Annotated in this window: 12 protein-coding genes and 1 riboswitch; of the genes, 5 read left to right on the top strand and 7 right to left on the bottom strand. The window is 45.9% G+C overall.

Going from position 1 to position 17,475, the window contains the following annotated elements; translation table 11 throughout:
* The first annotated feature begins 39 nt into the window (after positions 1–39).
* Positions 40–336, top strand: a complete 297-nt coding sequence (trxA, locus tag DXD65_RS08320) for a thioredoxin (protein ID WP_005826711.1) — start codon at positions 40–42, stop codon at positions 334–336.
* Between the two features lie 9 nt (positions 337–345).
* Complete coding sequence (locus DXD65_RS08315; RefSeq protein ID WP_005826712.1) at positions 346–774, top strand: thioredoxin family protein; 429 nt, start codon at positions 346–348, stop codon at positions 772–774.
* Between the two features lie 73 nt (positions 775–847).
* Here DXD65_RS08315 and DXD65_RS08310 read toward each other — a convergent pair whose 3' ends face one another.
* The 6 genes from DXD65_RS08310 to DXD65_RS08280 all read right to left on the bottom strand — a co-directional run bounded on the left by DXD65_RS08310 (position 848) and on the right by DXD65_RS08280 (position 11,915).
* Positions 848–1,690, bottom strand: a complete 843-nt coding sequence (locus DXD65_RS08310; RefSeq protein ID WP_034525511.1) for a histidinol-phosphatase — start codon at positions 1,688–1,690, stop codon at positions 848–850.
* A 44-nt stretch (positions 1,691–1,734) separates the two neighbouring features.
* On the bottom strand, positions 1,735–3,624 hold the full coding sequence (locus DXD65_RS08305) for an ABC-F family ATP-binding cassette domain-containing protein (protein ID WP_005826716.1): 1,890 nt from the start codon (positions 3,622–3,624) through the stop codon (positions 1,735–1,737).
* A 63-nt stretch (positions 3,625–3,687) separates the two neighbouring features.
* On the bottom strand, positions 3,688–4,494 hold the full coding sequence (locus DXD65_RS08300; protein WP_005835988.1) for a DUF3805 domain-containing protein: 807 nt from the start codon (positions 4,492–4,494) through the stop codon (positions 3,688–3,690).
* 331 nt (positions 4,495–4,825) lie between these two features.
* The gene (locus tag DXD65_RS08295) at positions 4,826–6,673 is read right to left on the bottom strand and encodes a SusD/RagB family nutrient-binding outer membrane lipoprotein (RefSeq protein ID WP_005826719.1); all 1,848 of its coding nucleotides are present in this window, start codon (positions 6,671–6,673) and stop codon (positions 4,826–4,828) included.
* A 21-nt stretch (positions 6,674–6,694) separates the two neighbouring features.
* Positions 6,695–9,904 carry a SusC/RagA family TonB-linked outer membrane protein gene (locus DXD65_RS08290; protein WP_117887540.1) on the bottom strand — a complete coding sequence of 1,070 codons (3,210 nt, stop codon included), beginning with the start codon at positions 9,902–9,904 and terminating at the stop codon, positions 6,695–6,697.
* An 814-nt stretch (positions 9,905–10,718) separates the two neighbouring features.
* Positions 10,719–11,915: a hypothetical protein gene (locus DXD65_RS08280; RefSeq protein WP_005826727.1), complete on the bottom strand. Its 1,197-nt coding sequence runs from the start codon at positions 11,913–11,915 to the stop codon at positions 10,719–10,721.
* A gap of 287 nt (positions 11,916–12,202) precedes the next feature.
* On the opposite strand from DXD65_RS08280, the gene DXD65_RS08275 reads away from it, so the two are divergent.
* The 3 genes from DXD65_RS08275 to DXD65_RS08265 all read left to right on the top strand — a co-directional run bounded on the left by DXD65_RS08275 (position 12,203) and on the right by DXD65_RS08265 (position 16,835).
* Entirely contained in the window at positions 12,203–12,892 is a 690-nt protein-coding gene (locus DXD65_RS08275; RefSeq protein WP_005826729.1) for a response regulator transcription factor, read from the top strand.
* The gene (locus DXD65_RS08270; protein WP_005826731.1) at positions 12,867–14,660 is read left to right on the top strand and encodes an ATP-binding protein; all 1,794 of its coding nucleotides are present in this window, start codon (positions 12,867–12,869) and stop codon (positions 14,658–14,660) included. Before DXD65_RS08275 ends, DXD65_RS08270 begins: the two co-directional genes overlap by 26 nt.
* 327 nt (positions 14,661–14,987) lie before the next feature.
* Positions 14,988–15,189: riboswitch (cobalamin riboswitch) on the top strand.
* A 272-nt stretch (positions 15,190–15,461) separates the two neighbouring features.
* Positions 15,462–16,835 (top strand): tryptophanase, encoded by a 1,374-nt coding sequence (locus DXD65_RS08265; protein WP_005826739.1) that lies wholly within the window; start codon positions 15,462–15,464, stop codon positions 16,833–16,835.
* A gap of 5 nt (positions 16,836–16,840) precedes the next feature.
* Here the strand turns inward: DXD65_RS08265 and DXD65_RS08260 are convergent, their stop codons facing one another.
* Positions 16,841–17,470 carry a 4'-phosphopantetheinyl transferase family protein gene (locus DXD65_RS08260; RefSeq protein WP_005826741.1) on the bottom strand — a complete coding sequence of 210 codons (630 nt, stop codon included), beginning with the start codon at positions 17,468–17,470 and terminating at the stop codon, positions 16,841–16,843.
* Positions 17,471–17,475 lie beyond the last annotated feature (5 nt).

Below are 17,475 nucleotides of genomic sequence, written 5' to 3'. Positions count from 1 at the left end.
TTATCATTACAAATAAATAAAAACAGAAAGGAAAAAATTATGGAAAAGTTTGAAGAATTGATACAATCAGAAAAGCCCGTTTTAGTTGATTTCTTTGCAACCTGGTGTGGCCCGTGCAAGGCGATGCATCCGGTACTGGAAGAACTCAAAAACGAAATAGGAGATGCTGCCCGTATCGCCAAAATAGATGTAGACCAGCACGAAGAACTTGCTGCCCGCTACCGTATACAAGCAGTACCGACATTTATCGTATTTAAGAAAGGCGAAGCCGTATGGCGCCACTCGGGTGTCATCAGCGGTAAGGATTTGAAAGCCGTTATAGAACAAAACTCTTAACAAGAAGAAATGAAGAAGATTATAGCAATGGTTGCCCTCGTGTTTTCCTGCATGCTGGCCTATGCTCAAACAAACGGAGAAGTTATCGTCATGAACAAAGCCATGTTCATCAAGGATGTGTTCGACTATGAGAAATCCCAGGACTGGAAATACAAGGGAAACAAGCCTGCCATCATAGACTTATATGCCGACTGGTGCGGACCTTGCCGCATGGTGGCTCCCATTATGAAGGAACTGGCCAAAGAGTATGCCGATAAAATCGTTGTCTACAAAGTCAATGTGGATAAGGAAAAGGAACTGGCAGCGTTGTTCAATGCAACAAGCATCCCTCTTTTTGTATTCATCCCTATGAATGGAGAGCCTCAGCTCTTCCGCGGAGCAGCCGATAAGGCTACCTACAAAAAGGCGATTGACGACTTTTTACTGAAAACAGAATAGTTCATAATAGAAAGAAAAAACTCCTGACTACCTTTACAAAAAGGCAAGTCAGGAGTTTTTGTATCCTATTCACTCAAAACACGATAGGCATCTCTTTCCATTCTCCTCCGTGTAGTTCCATCACCGATTCATATCCAGCTTTCCTCAAGGCACACAAAGCTTCGGGACGTCCGTTGCTTATCCGTTCCGGATAGTGTGAATCACTGTTTACCTGCACACGTACACCCAAATCATGCAGGTAGGAGAAATACCGCTCATTGGGGTAAAAAGTACCCAGGTCATGATAGGCTTTGGTATTGACCTCTACCTGATAGCCGCGACGGGCAATATCTGCGAAATACGCCCTAACCAGCTCATCATACCAAGGCTCGTCCAGCAATCCCGGGCGATAGCATGCTGCATTGTAGTGCATCTTATCGGCATGGCCCACAATATCAAAACCACCCAGCTCGAGCATCCTCGTCAACCTACCATAATAGAGACGGACCACATGCTCCAAGTCACCGCAGAAATGTCCGTCTACAATGGTCTTAAAGGTATCCGCAGGTACATCTACATCCACCACTTCCCCTTTGTCATTGTAGAGAAGATGTACAGAACCAATACGGTAGTCCAACGGCAACTCCCTGAAACGGGCGATGGACGGATTACTCGCTTCATTCAGATAATCAATCTCCAGACCGATATACAGTTCGATACGTCCGGCATACTTCTCCTTCAGACGATGGAATTCAGATAGATAGTCGTCCATGATATCCCACTCCATAGTCCATGCCGTAGAAAAAGGCAATGGAGCATGCGATGAAAAGCCATAAGATGTAAAACCTTCACTCAATGCAAAACGCACAAAGTCCTCCATGCCGGCACGCCCGTCACAATAAAGGCTATGGCTATGATAATTCGTCAGATTTCCCACTTTCTCAGTTCTAATTTTTAATTCTTAATTTTCAATTTCGAACTTCAGTTCGATTCTATCTCACTCAGCTCCAGCCAGCGCAATGTTTTTTCGTCAATCAAGTCCGACAATTCCGGCAAACGTTTCGACTTCTCCGTCAGTTCGTCCACAGACAAAGTACCGCTGCACAAAGCCTCTTCAATTGCATTCTTTTCGGTTTCCAGGTCAGCTATCTCCTGCTCCAATTGTTCAAACTCGCGTTTTTCCTTAAAAGACATGCGCCGCTTTTCGTTCAGACGCACCTTCGCCGTCTTGTCCTCCTGAGCCTTGGCGGCTTCTTTCTCTTTCTCCTTTTCCTGATGGACTTTCGCATCTTTCCAGTCGCGATATTGTGTATAGTTGCCGGGAAAGTCGCGGATGTCCCCTTGTCCGTTGAACACTAACAGATGGTCTACCACTTTGTCCATGAAATAACGGTCGTGGCTCACCACAATCACGCATCCTTTGAAATTCTGCAAATACTCTTCCAGCACATTCAGCGTCACAATATCGAGGTCATTGGTCGGCTCATCCAGCACCAGGAAGTTGGGATTGCGCATCAGGACCGTACACAGATAGAGGCGGCGGCGTTCTCCCCCACTCAGCTTGTAGACATAGCTGTGCTGTGTCTCGGGAGTAAACAGGAAATGTTGCAGGAATTGCGATGCCGTCAGCTTCTTGCCGTTGCCCAGTTCTATGACTTCGGCAATGTCCTGCACTACATCAATCACTTTCATCTGCTCGTCAAACTGCAAGCCGTCCTGCGAGTAGTAACCGAAGCGGACCGTCTCGCCAATGTCCAGCGTACCGCTGTCTGCCTGCTCCAACCCCATCAGTATCTTGATGAAGGTCGACTTGCCCGTACCGTTATTCCCTACGATACCCATCTTTTCGTAACGGGAGAAGATGTAAGAGAAATCATCCAGAATCTTCAAGTCACCAAAGGATTTGTACAGATGGTCTGCCTCGAATATCTTACTGCCTATATAAGAAGCCTTAACGTCCAGCTTTACATTGTCGTTGTTGAAACGCTGCTTTGCCACCTTCTCCAACTCGTAAAAGGCATCCTCCCGATAGCGTGCCTTGTGCCCGCGGGCTTGCGGCATGCGGCGCATCCATTCCAGCTCTGTGCGGTAGAGGTTATTGGCACGTTCTATCTCCACAGTCTTGGCCTCGATACGCTCTTGGCGCTTCTCCAGATAATAACTGTAATTGCCTTTATACTGATAAATCTGCCGGTTGTCTATCTCTACGATTTCGGAGCATACACGGTCGAGGAAATAACGGTCGTGTGTCACCATCAACAAGCTGAGGTTATTCCGGCGGAGATATTCCTCCAGCCACTCCGTCATATCGAGGTCGAGGTGGTTGGTAGGCTCGTCCAGTATCAGCAAATCGGGTTCAGTGATAAGGGTATTGGCAAGTGCCACACGCTTCAACTGCCCGCCGGACAGATGTTTTACGTGCTGACTGAAATCACGTATTTTAAGTTGAGACAGAATCTGTTTCGCCTTCTGCTCGTACTCCCAAGCTTTTTCATGGTCCATACGCACCAGAATTTCGTCCAAGCCGGGATGCCCCTCCGTTTCCATGCAACGTTCATATTCCTTGATTAACTCGACAGTACTGTTGCCATGATGGAAGCACGCTTCGAGCACGGTCAGCTCTTCGGGATATTGCGGGTCTTGTTCCAGATAACCCACACGCAAATCACGACGGAAGGAAATGGTGCCATTGTCATACCCTTCCTTGCCGGAAAGGATATTGAGCAATGTCGTCTTGCCACTGCCGTTCTTGGCTATCAACCCGACACGCTGTCCCTCGGACAAGCCCAAAGAAATATTTTCGAATAGTACCAAGTCACCGAACGACTTGGTCAAGTTTTCCACCTGAAGAATTGAATTTACTGCTGCCAATGCTTTAATAGTTGAAAAATGAAAATTGAAAGTTGAAAATCACAGTACCGAGATGACCGGACCTTAGAACAAGGAGCTGTATATCTCCGGCAGATTCACTTTACCTCCTGCCTTTACTTTGCTCCAAACCAGCTTCATGGGGTCTATCCATTCACCGGTAGACGTGTTCAGCAATATGGGCGCTTCCCGGTTTCCGTCCACCAAGGTACGCCATTCCATACCGTCCACTTCATTGGCGAAAATAACACAAAGCGCGATGCCAAAAGCCAGCCATGCATCCTTCTTCTTAGGACCGATGTTGCTTTCTTCCATCATCTGCTGCATCTTGGCAATGTCTTCCTCGGCTCCCTGGAAATCCTTCTTCAACAATTCCTTTATAGTAGTATCCACCCACTCGTATGCTTCATTAATCTGGTAGATTTCCGAAAGGCGCACCGGAATTATCTCCGCTGGATACTTCACTCCATCCTTCCGCGTTTCCAGCGAAGCGATAATCTTCTCCGCTTCTGCAACCGGCTCTCCTTTCTTCACCGTAAACGAACATTCAAAGGCAACTTCATCCGCGCCCGTTATCCATAAATGGGAAGTATAGTACGCACCTTCTTCCTCGAACATCTCCTTACTATATGCACATTCCATCCGGCCTATCCTAACCGGAATGGCAGAGGAGTTTTCCCGTAACTCTTGCTTCACGGAGTCCTTGCCATATGTAGCATTCCCTTTGAAAGCCGAAATGCGAAAATTACCGGTCCACTCATTGGGGTTATAAAAAAGGAAAGAGCCTTCCCCGTCCTCGAATTCATTCCAGTCTGCCGGATAAGTCATGGAGAACCATGCCCCCGGAGAGATAAATTTCTTGCTTTGTTCCATATATAGACTAATCTTTGCAAAGACAGTTCCTACCATCTCAGCTATTTCTCGCAAAGATAGTACAAACCGAATGCAAAATAAAATGAACTTGTCCATTTTTTATGCTGAGGTGCAGCCTATCTTCGGTTTTAGGGCAAAAGTAACATATTACCGCCGTTGATATGCAAACAAACGAAACAAAAAAACAGCCGATTCTCACGAACCGGCTGTTCCAATCATCATCTATGAATGAAGACCATTAGAGCCTTCAATATCTTAACTATATCTTAAAATCCACATTTTGGGCGTAAAGATAATGAATTTGTATCACAAAATAAAATGCAATGAAAAATTAGTTTTGGGCACTGTCCCACCATACGGGTAAAGTCCATACGTCCTCGGCAGCATTCCAAAGTGCAATTGAAGTATCAGCTCCCGGAACAGTGGCACCGATAGCTTGCAGATTGGCCGTATTGTAGTTGAGTTCATGACTGCATTGCTGCCAACGACGGAACTGTTTACCTTGCGGAATATTCTTTTGGGCAGTAGCATCAACGCCATAGCGTGCAGGAATACCCCAGCCTAAGAAAAGCTCCGGATTAAAATCGTAGCGACGCATATCGTTCCAAATTTCCATGGAAAAATGCAATGCCAAACGCTTTTGAGTAAGAATCTTGCCCAAAGTAATATTCTCTTCAGTGCCGATACCATTGTTCAAATAGTTGTCAATGTCGGTTTGCGTCATAGGAGAGAACGAGGGGCATGCTTCCAAATTGGCATCTTCACGGCACCACACTTTCAACTTATCGTTCATACCGTCGATACTGGCTGCAATACCTTTCTTATAAGCATTAAAAGCCGCTCCTTTATTACCTTGGTTAAAGAGTACTTCAGCACGTATGAAACAAGCTTCGGCATAGGTTCCAATATAGGTGGGAGAAGACACGCGAGTATAGAAAGTTCCCGATTCGCGAGAGGCATCAGTGCCATCGCGACGATAAAGTAAATCAGGACGTCCTTGATAAGCTTTGCACTGACTGGTACACTCTACATAAATAGTGTCCCCCTTACGGGTAGAAGATTCACTGTCAATCCACCAACCTTTGGCTGCCGAGAAGTTCGAGCGCAACGGTCCGCCGGTAAGGCTGGGACTATCATTGCCAATCATATCTACACCCATAGAACGACGCCAACCGTTTTTGAACTTCACCTCTGCGGGTGAATTACTTGATTGCTTCGAATATGCCCAAGGTAAAATCTTATCGGCACGCGGATCTTCTATTCCACTTCCGGCAAAATTTGTCAGATTATCGTAAAGCATCTTGGTAGGCATATAGCCGGCATTCATGCCACATACAGAAAAGAGCGGTGAATAATCAACCGGTTCATCCCATCCCAATACATCATGCGAATTATTGGCATCAATATGATTGAATACGGTATTGTCGGCATTGCTTTGCTGAGCCTTGTCAAGACAAGCCAAGATTTCTGCGGCATCGTATTTCCCTTCAAGATAACTGCCTTCACCCTTTTTAATAAGCTTGTTAATGTAACGTGCTTTAAGTAAGTATGCCAATTTAAGCCACTTGTCTACACTACCACCGTTCCAAATATCGCCTACAGCCAACGAAGCTGTCGCAGACCCTTGCTCTTTTTGGAACATCTCGATAGCGGTGTCAAGATCGGCCAAACAGCCCAAATAGATTGTTTTTCCGTCATTATAGGTAGGAGTAACACCGGCTTCAGCCTCACTCGACTTGTAAGGCATTTCTCCATAAAGGTCTGTCATAAGCATAAAACCATAGGCACGAATTACGCGAGCTGCACCCACATAATGCCAAGCCTCGGCTGCCGTAGCCTTGTCAATCAAAAATGGAATATTTACAGCAGCTCCACAGAACCACCATTGGTAGGGAGTGGTAACGGCACCGGTCTGAGGACTCCAATAAGACATGCTCCAATAAGTACCGCCGTCATAATAGCGTGTCCAATCGCCCATAGACATACTGGAACGCCAAGCAGCAAACTGAGTGGCACTGTTGGTATAAAATTCAATATGTGCCAATCGTGAATCATAGGTCGCATTTCCAGCTGTGGGATTTTCGGGATCGACATTTACATCGAGCCAGTCACTACACCCCGAGAACAAAGTCATAAGGGCACCCACACTACATAATATCATAGATTTGAATAATTTCATATTGCTTCTGTTTTTTAAGAGTTAGAAAGTAAGATTCAAGCCAAATGACATGGTAGAAGTGGCAGGTACACCGCAGTAGTCAAATCCTACTGATGATGAGCCACCTACACCCGCACCAGCGGCAGCCACTTCAGGATCACCGTCGTAATTGGTGATGAGCAATAGATTGGTAGCAGCTACCGATACCGAAGCACGCTTTACAAATCCAATCTTGGAAAGCCACGTTTTAGGAAACTCATAGCTCAATGAAACAGAACGCAAACGCAAAGAGTTGACATCGGTAATATAGTTGGCTGACTCCTTAGAATAATAGTTCTGATAGTAATCCTTAATGATGTTGTAACCACTCATTTGTACTCCATTAAAAGTATAGGTTTTATCGGCCTCCCAAGTATTGGTCACTGGGTCACCATTGGCATTGACACCCGTTACAGTGAGAGAACGATTGCGTACATTGGCAGAGAACTGGCTCACACCGCTGTTATCCATAGCATATTGAGTACCGTTGACCACATCGCCACCTACACGGAATTCCCATAGCATATTGAAAGTAAAATTCTTCCAAGTAAGGGTGTTGTTCAATCCACCGGTAAACGATGACTCACGATTACCTACTGCTACAAGGGTTTTGTCATAAGTAGGCATACCGTTTTTGTCGAGTATCACCTCACCGGCGTCATTACGTTTCCATTTGGTACCGGCAATACCCATAAAATCTCCACCGCTGAACGAGGCTGCCTGCATACCGGCATATTGCACATCGGTAACATACATCACGCCCATACCTTCGGGAAGCCCGTCCAAAGTACCACGATTACCTGCCATGTTCAAGCCAATGTCCCATGTCCAGTCCTTAGTCTGTATGGGAGTTCCCGAAATAGAGAGTTCCATACCTTTGTTATACACATTGCCCGCATTGATACTCCAAAAGATGTAACCGGTAGATTGCGGACCGCGAGGAGCAAGAATCTGATTATATGAATCGTTGGTATAGTAAGCATAGTCTATGTGCAGGCGGTTTTTGAAGAAACTCAATTCCACGCCTATTTCGGTAGACTTGGTCATTTCCGGTTTCAGTTTGTCATTACCGCGTGTCCAAGTATTTCCCACACCTACCGTACCGTCAAGATAGGTACCCGTAGGCCATAAGGCAGTTTCCAATTCGTACACACCGGTATCTTTACCTACCTTGGCCCACGATGCACGCAATTTACCAAAGTTGAGCACACTGTCATCCAGCCAACCGAGTCGCTGCAAGGCTTCAGTAAATACGAATGAACCGCTTACCGAAGGATAGAAGTACGAACGGTTTTCAAGAGGAAGAGTAGAAGTCCAGTCATTACGACCGCTCACAGTGAGATAGAGCATATTTTTCCATGATGCACGGAATTCTCCAAAAGCTCCTACCAAACGTTTCTTAGTAGCTGCATGTGTGAATTGCTTATTGTCTTTACTGGCATTGGCGTATGAGAAGAAATCAGGAACGGAAAAGTTCCAAGCCATCATCGAGCTACGGTCTGTCTTGGTTTCGTCCATTGTGGCACCCAACAAAAGATTCAAATCGAAATCACCGAACTTATGGCTCATGTTCGACATAAAGTCATGGCTCATATAGCGGAACTGCTGGGTGTTGTCACTCATCATACCTTTTTGCCACACTTGTTTAAGCACGCCATTGGCAGCCAAACGGTTGGAAGCAGTTTGGGTATAACGGTCAATACCTATTTTATAAGAAACAAACCACCATTTGGCAATATCGGCTTTTATACTGAGCATCCCATTGAAACGGTCGATGTCGTCATACATGTGGTTACGATTGACAATCCAATAGGGGTTGTCGCGTTCGTCCCATGGATCAAGACGATCGCCAAACAAACGATAACGGGTACCATCCTCGTTCTGATAGTGGGTCATTCGGTCGAAAGGAGACCAGTTGTACACACCATAAAGAGCACCATTACCACTCGAATTATAAAGCCCGGCACCCGTCAAAGTACGGTCCGTATGAGCATCGCTATATGCGGCACTGGCGTTAAAGGTAAAAATCCCCACCTTCTGCTCACCATTGAAACGGAAAGCATATTTCTTGTATCCGGTCTCGGGCACAACACCTACCTGATCATAGTAAGACCCTGAAAGATAGAATTTACTATTCTTGGTACCCCCGGCTACGCTGGCACTTTCATCGAAAATGTTTCCGCCTTGAAAGAAATCACCTATGTTATCATAAGTAGCTGCGTTCGACTTCTCTCCCCACGAAGTATAAGCAAAGTCATTAAACACAGTACCAGTATAGTTCTTCTTTGAATCATATTGGTCTTCCATATATCCACGGGCATATTGGCGTTGCGTTTGCGGCAGGCTCTTTACCCATGAAGCAGTAAACTTAGAATTGATATTCACTTCAACCACGCCCTCTTTACCTTTCTTGGTAGTGATAAGAATAACTCCGTTGGCTGCACGTGAACCGTATAAAGCGGCAGCTGCAGGGCCTTTGAGCACCGACATACTTTCTATATCTTCGGGATTTATATCCATCAAACGATTGGAAGTAGTAGAGGCAGAACGCATGGAACCATCGAAAGCCGAATTGCCCACCACTGATGAAGAGTTATCAAAAATAACACCATCCACCACAAAGAGCGGCTGATTGTCTTTGCCTTCAGCACCCGACGTTCCTCCACGCAATATAATCTGAGCGCCCGCACCAGCGGCACCGGATGACTGAGTAACATTCACACCGGCCACTTTCCCCGAAAGGGATGAAATAGGATTGGCAGTTTTCATCTTCATCAATTCATCCGACTTCACATCCTCCATTGAATATCCCAAAGCCTTGCGCTCTTTCTTGATACCCATTGCCGTCACAACCACTTCGTCCAGCGCTTGCGAGTCATCTTGCAAACTCACAGTATAAGTAGTGGCGTTCGTCACCTTCAATGTCACTGTTTTGTAGCCAATGAAAGATACCTCCAATGTGCTACCCACCGGCGCCTCTACAGAAAAATTTCCATCAATATCCGTCACAGCGCCGGTACCAGAACCTTTTACTAACACGCTGGCGCCGATGATGGGTTCGCCTGCCGCATCTAAAACTTTACCTGTGATTTTCTTGGCTTGCTGAGTACTTTGGGAACTTAGCACACTTTCAACAGCTGCATTAGCAGCAAAAGGTGCAGACACCCCAAACAATGCAAGCAACACTAATGATAAGCAATAATTTCTTTTCATAAGCTCTATTATTTGGATTTGTTTGCAAACATATGAATTAATTTAGAAATTCTATCATCAATCGAATTAAAAATTACTAAATAAATATTAAAACATTTGCATTTATATTTTTGCAAAGTTTTAAATATCTATTTAGTAATTATTCAAAGCATTAACTCTTAATCATATTAATGCCGTACTTGTATATAATATATCTCAATGATGCGAAAAAACGAAAAACACATCACATTTATCATTTATATATAGCAATGTTTTGAACTATTTGATTTACGCATTAAAGCATATTCATAAATCTTTTTATATAAAAAGAACTTGATTACGTGGGGATATTAGTATGGATAAGGATTCTAAAAAGCAAATTAGTTAAAATGATTCATAAGTTCATCAAAAAATAGTGTTAGACTATTAACAATAATAAATTCCACATATAATCTACATTAACATTTTATTTTTCAGCATAATACTAATATATACAAGTTTCACTTATAAAAACTGGTCTCTTTCCATGTTGTGGAATTTCCATATCAGTGGTGACATATATAATGGTACAGATTATTTCATGACAGCACGTAGCATGAGTGTGAGAAATGCAAACCGTGAAAATCCAACAATCAAAAGGGCAATTGTTAATGGAAAAGACACTGAGGGTAAAGAGACATATACACCTGCTACATATACTTTCAGCGCTGATAAATTTTATAATAGAAATCACTAGTGTTCAGTTTTAATTCATTGAAGCCTCTCAACGGTCTTCATTCATAGATGATGATTGGAACGGCCGGTTCGTGAAAATCGGCTGTTTGCATTCTACGCCTCATTTCCCTATCGGCTGTATTCTCCTTCTCACCTCTTTGGATATTTCCAGAAACATATAGTTCAGTTTGCCGGAATGAATACCTTCCTTATTCTGGGCATACTTCTTATTGGCATACTCCTTGGACTTGTCAAAGGTGATGCGCGACATCTGGTTCTGCGACTTTCCCACCATCGTCGAATCCAACTGTTCGTCCGGAAAGAAATCATCCAAATCCACATCACCAATCATGGTCGTTTCAAGGAAATTCATGTCTTTATGACTGGAATCCGTGTAGTATCCTACAAACATATGCCCCGGGGTGCGCACCAATATAGGTTCTATGTTGATGGCACGGAGCAGAGAAGCAAAAAGCACACTTCCATCCACACAGTTGATTTGCGAGGACTCCAAGGCGTCATCGAACGTGCGCACACGCTGTGAAAAGACCACATTGCTGGAAAGGCTCGTATTGGAGACCGAGCTATAACGGAACTTACGCTTCTGCAGTACATTCCACAAGGCATAAACCTGCCTGTCCACCACTTCGGCACCTCCCTGATAGCCTAAAAAACGGTTGACGATACGCGTATCCAGCGCTTCACGCAACAGCTTGTCAATCATAGGATTCTCCTCATTTACATATGCTGCAAAAAAGATGCCGGTATCATGGAATTTTGTACCATTCGTGACATACCCCAACAGACATTCATTAATGCTGCGAACGGAAAAAGTACGCACCCTCTGCCCCAAATCCTTGCCGTTCATCTCTACCATAACGGCCACACTGATGGGTTCCGCTTGGTTGTTATTCTTCAGAGCCTCGTAATTCCATATGATATCAGGATAGATAATATACTCCGTACGCGGTTTTGCCAGCACAAACTCCGACACGGAACGGGAAAAGAACGGAGTCTCTGCAACCTCTACCCGCACCCGGCTATAAGCATTCCTCGAACGGACACGGACAGCGATGCAGGACTTCGGATTACCTACATACATGGAGTCTACCGGCACTATGACCTGAGCATCGGTAGTAGCCACCGAAAGGATACTGGAAGGGAATATATTACCGCCCAGTTCATCCGTAATCTCAAATCCCGAGCGGAAAGTAGCCGTATTCAGCCAGACAGAGCCGATTATCACTAAAAGTAGAGTTCCCATAATAACCGACAAATGTCTCTTAGAGAAACTCCTGATATACATAAGTTCTTTCATACAATTCAGTATTTACGAAGCAAAGATAATATTTTAATGTGACGGGGCTTTTAGATAAACGGGAATTTAATGTAACCCAAATGTAACACTTGTTTCATCATTCCGTAACAAATTAGCCTCACTTTTGTACCCAGAAAGCAGAAATGGCCTGCATCTCGGCACAACTTTTCATGTAAACATGAAAATTCTGCATTCGGTTTGCACTATTTTTGCCGATAAAAAGAAATAAAGTTTAACTTTGTGACAAGAAAATTGTTTTATTCCTGTCATACATAAACAACAAAGCAATGAACAATTACCGGATTTTAGTAGTGGATGATGAAGAAGACTTATGTGAAATTCTGAAGTTCAACCTCGAAAACGAAGGCTACGAAGTGGACACGGCGAACTCTGCCGAAGAAGCTCTGAGAATGGACATTGGCAGCTACAACCTACTACTGCTGGACGTGATGATGGGAGAAATTTCCGGCTTCAAAATGGCAAGTATGCTGAAGAAGGACAAGAAGACGGCCCAGATACCCATCATCTTCATTACCGCCAAAGATACGGAAAATGACACCGTGACTGGCTTCAACCTGGGAGCGGACGACTATATATCCAAACCCTTCTCGCTGCGCGAAGTAGCGGCACGTGTCAAAGCCGTACTGAGACGCACCCAACAAGGAGAGACAGAGCATGCACCGGAACAGATTGTCTACAAGACACTGGTGCTGAACGTCATCAAGAAGAAAGTCTGCATTGACGGTGAAGAGGCACCGCTCACCAAAAAAGAGTTTGAAATCTTATTGCTGCTTTTGCAGAATAAAGGACGCGTATTCTCGCGCGAGGATATACTGAACCGCATCTGGAGTGATGAAGTATATGTGCTGGACCGTACCATCGACGTAAACATCACACGCCTACGCAAGAAAATCGGAGTTTATGGCAAATGCATCGTAACACGCTTGGGATATGGATATTGTTTCGAAGCCGAATAACGACAGACACTTTCTGTCCTTCAGCCGGAAGCTTTTCCTTTCGGTCATTTCACTGTTCCTCATATTCGCCGCATGCTTCATCGCCTACCAGTATCAGCGGGAAAAGGAATATAAAGTGGAGCTACTGGACACGCAGTTGCAAGACTATAATGACAGACTACACCAGGAACTTCGTTATCTCCCCGACAGCCTATGGACTTCCATGCTGGACAGCTACATCTCCAAGCATGTGAACAAGGAATTGCGCGTCACTGTGGTAGACCTTCATGGCAACGTATTGTTCGACAGCTCCCAGAACGACAGCCATGAACTGGACAACCACATCAAACGCCCCGAAGTGCAGAAAGCGCTGAAAGACGGCAAGGGCTACGACCTACGGCGCATCTCCGAAACCACCGGCAAGACCTATTTCTATTCTGCCACCGCCTACGAAGGCTGCATCATCCGCTCAGCCCTCCCCTACAACGTCAACCTGATGAACAATCTGGCTGCCGACCCACACTACATCTGGTTCACGGTCATTGTATCACTGCTGCTGATATCCGTCTTCTACAAATTCACCTCCAAACTGGGCAGCGCCATCAACCACCTGCGCGAGTTTGCCAAAAGAGCCGACAAGAACGAACCTATAGACATGGACATACAAGCCGCCTTTCCGCACAATGAGCTTGGAGAGATTTCGCAGCATATCATACAGATATACAAGCGCCTGCGCGAAACCAAAGAGGCGCTTTACATTGAGCGCGAAAAGCTTATCACCCATTTGCAAACCTCCCGCGAAGGACTGGGCGTATTCAACAGAGACAAAAAGGAGATATTGGTAAACAATCTGTTCACCCAATACGGCAATCTGATTTCAGACTCCAACCTGCAGGCTACCGAAGAGATATTCTCCATCTGCGAATTCCAGAAGATAACGGATTTCATCAACAAGGCGCAGAAGCGCCCCTCCTACAACGAAGAACGAAGGATGTCCGTACACATCAACAAGAACGGACGCACCTTCATCGTGGAGTGCATCATCTTCCAAGACCTCAGCTTTGAAATTTCCATCAACGACATCACCCAGGAAGAAGAGCAAGTACGGCTGAAACGGCAGTTGACCCAGAACATCGCCCACGAGCTGAAAACCCCCGTAAGCAGCATACAAGGTTATCTGGAAACCATCGTGAACAACGAAAACATTGCACCCGAAAAGATGCAGGTCTTCCTGGAACGCTGCTACGCGCAAAGCAACCGCCTGAGCCGCCTGCTGCGCGACATATCCGTACTGACCCGCATGGACGAAGCCGCCAACATGATTGATATGGAAAAGGTGGACATCAGCATGCTGGTTTCAAACATCGTCAACGAAGTGTCCCTGGAACTGGAACAGAAGCAAATCACCGTTGTCAATTCCCTAAAACCGAAGATACAGTTGCGGGGCAACTACTCTCTACTCTACTCCATCTTCCGCAATCTCATGGACAACGCCATCGCTTATGCCGGCACCAACATACACATCAACATCAGTTGTTTCCGCGAAGACGAGAATTACTACTATTTCAGTTTTGCCGATACCGGCATCGGCGTTTCTCCCGAACATCTGAACCGTTTGTTCGAACGCTTCTACCGTGTAGACAAAGGACGCTCGCGCAAGTTGGGCGGCACCGGCTTGGGGCTCGCCATAGTGAAGAATGCAGTCCTTATTCACGGAGGCACCATCTCTGCCAAAAACAACCAAGGCGGAGGACTGGAGTTTGTATTCACACTGGCAAAAGAGAGATAACAGCCCGTTTTACCACACCAAACAAAATGCTTTGCATACCTCCGGAGAAGGTTCTTGTGGCAAGTGTGGCTTGTATTGGTATCTTTTCACCTTACCGACATGACGGATTGCTTAAATCGCCTTAAGTCACTATCAATCAGAGAGTAATTTTGCCAACCTATTGCCATGCTTTTGGCAAACTTTTGCCATGCCTATGGCAAAGTTTTGCCAACGCGGTGACAAAGTCTTGCCAAGAGGGTGGCAAAACCTTGCCAATTTGTCGGCAAAAAGAAAGAGAGCAGGGAAGAAAATTTATCACCCATAGAATTGTTTTCTCAAAAAGAATCCGTATCTTTGTCATGCATTGGTTCGCTCCCCCTCTTCTGGGAAAGCGATTAAAAGGGAATCAGGTGTAAATCCTGGACAGTCCCGCTGCTGTAAGTTTCGTGCAACGTTGCAGACAATTACTCTATGCCACTGGAATATTCTTCCGGGAAGGCGCCTGCAACAGAAACAAGTCAGAAGACCTGCCATGCATACTTTATCATTGCTTTCGAGGAAAAAGCGTTGAGTCTAATGAGCCGGACAAACCGTCCATCATTTCATTCATCAAACCTAATTCAGAGAAAGTAAAGAAGGTAATAAACTCTGCCAAGTTTATTTGATGATGTCCGGCCGAAGTGATTTCGTCCGGACATTTACATTACAAAAAGTCATATTTAAATTGGTTATTACATAGATTTTGCCTAAATTCGGCACATTAAACTGCAATAATCGGTTTATCCGTTAACCTATTGTCAAATTATTAAAGATACAGAGTCTATGGAATTACCATTTGCCGAAGCATGGAAAATCAAAATGGTGGAACCTATCCGTAAAAGTACCCGCCAGGAACGCGAACAATGGCTGAAAGAAGCCCACTACAACGTATTCCAACTCAAATCGGAACAAGTTTATATCGACCTCATCACCGACTCAGGCACCGGCGCCATGAGCGACCGCCAATGGGCAGGCATGATGCTGGGTGACGAAAGCTATGCCGGAGCCACCTCATTCTTCAAACTGAAAGAAGTCATCACCCGCCTCACCGGATTTGAATACATTATCCCCACCCACCAGGGACGCGCTGCCGAAAATGTACTCTTCTCCTACTTGGTGCACGAGGGCGACATTGTGCCGGGAAACTCCCATTTCGACACCACCAAAGGACATATCGAGGGACGCCGGGCATTGGCTCTGGACTGCACCATAGACGAAGCCAAACAGACACAGCTGGAAATTCCCTTCAAAGGCAATGTAGACCCTAAAAAACTGGAAAAAGCATTACAGGAACATAGCGAACGGATACCGTTCGTCATCGTCACCATAACCAACAACACTGCAGGCGGCCAGCCGGTTTCCATGCAGAACCTGCGCGAAGTCCGCGCCATTGCCGACAAGTACGGCAAGCCCGTTCTCTTTGACTCGGCACGCTTTGCGGAAAATGCCTACTTCATCAAAATGAGAGAAGAAGGTTACCGCAACAAGAGCATAAAGGAAATTACCCGCGAGATGTTTGACCTTGCCGACGGTATGACGATGAGTGCCAAAAAAGACGGTATTGTCAACATGGGCGGATTCATAGCCACCCGCCGGAAAGACTGGTATGAAGGTGCCAAAGGCTTCTGCGTGCAGTTCGAAGGCTACCTTACTTACGGAGGCATGAACGGTCGTGACATGAACGCCCTTGCCATCGGCCTGGATGAAAATACTGAATTTGACAATCTGGAAACCCGCATTCACCAGGTGGGCTATCTAGCCATGAAACTGGATGAGTACGGGATACCCTACCAACGTCCCGCAGGCGGCCATGCCATATTTGTGGATGCCCCCAAAGTGCTGACACATGTGCCCAAAGAAGAATTCCCGGCACAAACACTGACCGCTGAGCTCTATCTGGAAGCAGGCATACGCGGCTGCGAAATCGGGTATCTGCTGGCAGACCGCGACCCGGTGACCCGCGAAAACCGCTTCAACGGCCTGGACTTGCTTCGGCTTGCCATCCCCCGCCGCGTGTATACCAACAACCACATGGATGTGGTGGCAGCCGCTTTGAAAAATGTATATGACAAACGGGAAAGTATTACCCGCGGAGTGCGCATCACCTGGGAAGCTCCGTTGATGAGACACTTCACGGTACAACTGGAAAGGCTGTAAGAGATTTACAGACTCAATGTCAAGACAAAATCCGGAAACAAATAATAATGAATAGTGAACCGGCGTTTCTCCACCGTACGATATTCTTCGGCGGAGAATACGCCGCTTTCATTTACAGCAAAAGGCAGAATGCGCATGTGCCCGCGAAAATCAACCTCGGAAGCATTCAGGCATTTGAACATGGTCTCCTTAGCCGACCAGTGCAGCAACAGTGACCAAGTGTCGGTTCCGCGAAACACGGATGGCTGTTCATCTTCGCGCATGAATTTATGTGCCACCTTCCTTACCCGCTCACCATACTGCTCGATGTCAACACCCACTTCCCGACCCGGCAATCCCAAGACAACAGCCACATAACCTTTCGTATGCGAAATACTGAGAGAGGCGGAGTCATCCGCCAGATAAGGTTTCCCACTGGGATGATAGGCAATCTCTTTCTCTTCTCCCGACAGAGTATAAAGCAATACGCGGACAGCCAGCCACTCCAAACGGCGGTGTGCCGCGGTGAAGCGCCGCATACCTTCCCGGTATACTTCCTGATGAGGAAGCATGGCCAGCAATTCCTCCGGAGATTCCTCCGTTTTCCAAATTCCCCATCGACAGGGAAGAGCGGTATGTTGCAAGAAGAGGGGCACGGAAC

Origin of the sequence: Bacteroides sp. 4_1_36 (assembly GCF_003466325.1) — a bacterium.
Taxonomy (GTDB): Bacteria; Bacteroidota; Bacteroidia; order Bacteroidales; family Bacteroidaceae; genus Bacteroides; species Bacteroides uniformis.
This window is presented reverse-complemented; position numbering and strand designations above follow the sequence as displayed.

What these genes read in the sequence shown, in the direction of transcription:
- DXD65_RS08275 (WP_005826729.1), top strand. Translation starts at nt 12,203, where the DNA reads ATGAACAATTACCGGATTTTAGTAGTGGATGATGAAGAAGACTTATGT.
- DXD65_RS08265 (WP_005826739.1), top strand. Translation starts at nt 15,462, where the DNA reads ATGGAATTACCATTTGCCGAAGCATGGAAAATCAAAATGGTGGAACCT.
- DXD65_RS08295 (WP_005826719.1), bottom strand. Translation starts at nt 6,673, where the DNA reads ATGAAATTATTCAAATCTATGATATTATGTAGTGTGGGTGCCCTTATG.
- DXD65_RS08315 (WP_005826712.1), top strand. Translation starts at nt 346, where the DNA reads ATGAAGAAGATTATAGCAATGGTTGCCCTCGTGTTTTCCTGCATGCTG.
- DXD65_RS08290 (WP_117887540.1), bottom strand. Translation starts at nt 9,904, where the DNA reads ATGAAAAGAAATTATTGCTTATCATTAGTGTTGCTTGCATTGTTTGGG.
- trxA (WP_005826711.1), top strand. Translation starts at nt 40, where the DNA reads ATGGAAAAGTTTGAAGAATTGATACAATCAGAAAAGCCCGTTTTAGTT.
- DXD65_RS08280 (WP_005826727.1), bottom strand. Translation starts at nt 11,915, where the DNA reads ATGAAAGAACTTATGTATATCAGGAGTTTCTCTAAGAGACATTTGTCG.
- DXD65_RS08300 (WP_005835988.1), bottom strand. Translation starts at nt 4,494, where the DNA reads ATGGAACAAAGCAAGAAATTTATCTCTCCGGGGGCATGGTTCTCCATG.
- DXD65_RS08270 (WP_005826731.1), top strand. Translation starts at nt 12,867, where the DNA reads ATGGATATTGTTTCGAAGCCGAATAACGACAGACACTTTCTGTCCTTC.